Raw genomic sequence first — 2,193 nt, forward strand, 5'->3', positions numbered from 1 at the left:
TCTTCCAAATCCATTCATCCGGCAATTCTACTTCCCAACGAGGCATCGCGGATTTCCATGGAGCGCCTTCAATCGGGAGGCCGACTCCGCCTTTTTTGATGCGCCAGAACAAATAGCTTTCTTGCAACATGGCGATGGTCGTTGGATCGGCAAAATTGGCCGGTGCCGGAATAAAACCACGGGCGGCCGGTCCCTTGCCGTCGAAATTCCCGCCATGACAGGGGGAGCAAAAGGCCGCATAGAATCCCTTCCCTTGCATGATATTTTCAGGAGTCTTGGGAACAGGATTCGACAGGCCCGTATATTCACCCGGAGGTGCGGGGTGAATCGTTCGGCTTTCTGTCGGCGGAAGATCGCTCGTGGCAGTGCTGCCATAGGTTTGCCATCCAATCAGCAATGGAAACAGAACAAGCACCCCATAGCGAAGCGCTTGCAGACCTCCGAGGTTTTCTCCGGTCAGAAATCTCTGTATCGGCCCCCAAAACGCATCTTTTGATTCTCCGCTCAGCGTTTCGAAAATGATAATGCCCGATACGGTCAATAGGAGATAGAGGAATATCAGACTGGAGGGAAGGGGCGCCGAGCCAGGTATATTCGGCAGCACAAACTTTAGAAACAGATACATGGCTACCATAAGTATGATCGGCTTACCTAATGCGCCCATACGTTCCTCCTAACAGGATGTGGGAAAGTCCTTCTGTTTCGTTCTCGCGTCGCCCAGAAGCCGCCTGCGATAAAAAGTACGCCTTGGCGGAAGATCTTTTTGAACATCCTGCAGTTTGTTCCTATTAAATCGTAAGGTCGTGAGGCCGTGAACGTCGAAATAGATTTTCAACATCCTGCTAATGTGTTCGAGCAACAGCTAATAGTGAAGATTCCGCTGCTTTGACTGGAGCCGACGGCGCCTTGCCGGGTATGTCCAAATCCGTCACGCTGATGGAAACCGGCTCGCCGCTCATTTGCTGCAGAAACGCGATGACGGCCAAGATTTCATTCTTAGAGAGCCCGATTGGATCCTTATTGATCGCCGGCATCGTCGCGGGGTATTCCTTCGGCACCCCTCCATGCCGATAGTCCTGATACACGAAAGCTTGAGGATCTGTCAGGCTTTCATACAGAAAATCCCGGCTCAATTTTGCGCCGATTCCTTTTAAATCCGGACAACGGGCCGATTCGCTGGGGCCGATGGAATGGCACAGCGCACATTGGCCCTTGCTGAAGAACACCGTCTGTCCGATGGCGGCAATGTCCGTGGGTGTCTTGATGTTGGCGATGTCGATCTTTTCCTCGGCCGGAGGGAGTGACGCCAGCTGCGGTACGGCGAGTGACACGAGCGAGAACAACCCGAGGACGATGGCAACGAACCCCGTGACTCGGACAAAGGTAGCTTTGATGAAGAGGAGGATCAGAATTCCGATCCCGACGATTGAGAGTGCAATCAATTGTAGTTGTGCGACTTCACTCATAGCTCTCCAAACTCGTAAGTATATCGTGCTGATTCATGACCTTACCTAACTCTGTTGCTGCTCTTGCGGAGAGCCTCCGGCCATCGCCGGAATGCCGTGCGGCAGCTCTTCCTTTCCTGCTCCGCCAGCGGTCTTGTACTTATCACCCATGGTCGCGACCCAGAAGATAAACGCCACGAGGATACAAAAGAAAAACGTGCAGAAGGCCATGATCAACGACGCGCTGCCGAGTGCCGGCGAATAGGCGTAGGGCGATGTATCACGCATCACGCCGTACACATGCCAATGGACCCGGGACGAGGATCGCGCATAGCCCATCAACGTCATGAGGAGAATGACCATGACCGCATTCAGAACCAGAGCATAACCTGCGCGCGGAGGCATACTGCCCCAAACCATCTCTGTCGTCGTCCTGGCACTCTTGAGCAACAGCGCGGTCAACGGCGTGATAGTCAGAATGACGAAGATGACGATCAGCACTTGGGATGTGGAAAAATAATTGATTCGGACGATTGCCGGCACGAAGTATCCCCAGACACCAAGAACAATAACAGCAAGACTAGCCAGTACCAACACCGCGCCCATGACGGCCTTTCCCAGTTTGGCCCAACTGGCTGTGTCTTGTTTTCCTGCCCGCCAATACATGACGAAGCTCATGAAGGTAATGAGAATCATGAGGTTCGACACCGTCATTTTGGCCGACATGACGCCGAGAACACCCAGTAAC

General features: G+C 53.2%; 2 protein-coding genes and 1 pseudogene. All 3 read right to left on the reverse strand.

From position 1 onward, the window contains the following. On the reverse strand, window positions 1–664 hold a 664-nt coding region (locus ACOSYY_RS18400; RefSeq protein ID WP_421664307.1), incomplete at its 3' end, for a c-type cytochrome. Between the two features lie 178 nt (window positions 665–842). Continuing rightward, window positions 843–1,466: a c-type cytochrome gene (locus ACOSYY_RS18405; RefSeq protein WP_421664308.1), complete on the reverse strand. Its 624-nt coding sequence runs from the start codon at window positions 1,464–1,466 to the stop codon at window positions 843–845. 45 nt (window positions 1,467–1,511) lie between these two features. Further along, window positions 1,512–2,193 (reverse strand): annotated as a pseudogene (locus ACOSYY_RS18410) (hypothetical protein); the annotation flags it as partial.

The organism is Nitrospira sp. BLG_2 (assembly GCF_049222245.1).

Excerpts from the sequence above, each read along its gene's own strand:
- ACOSYY_RS18405 (WP_421664308.1), bottom strand. The coding sequence starts at position 1,466 with ATGAGTGAAGTCGCACAACTACAATTGATTGCACTCTCAATCGTCGGG.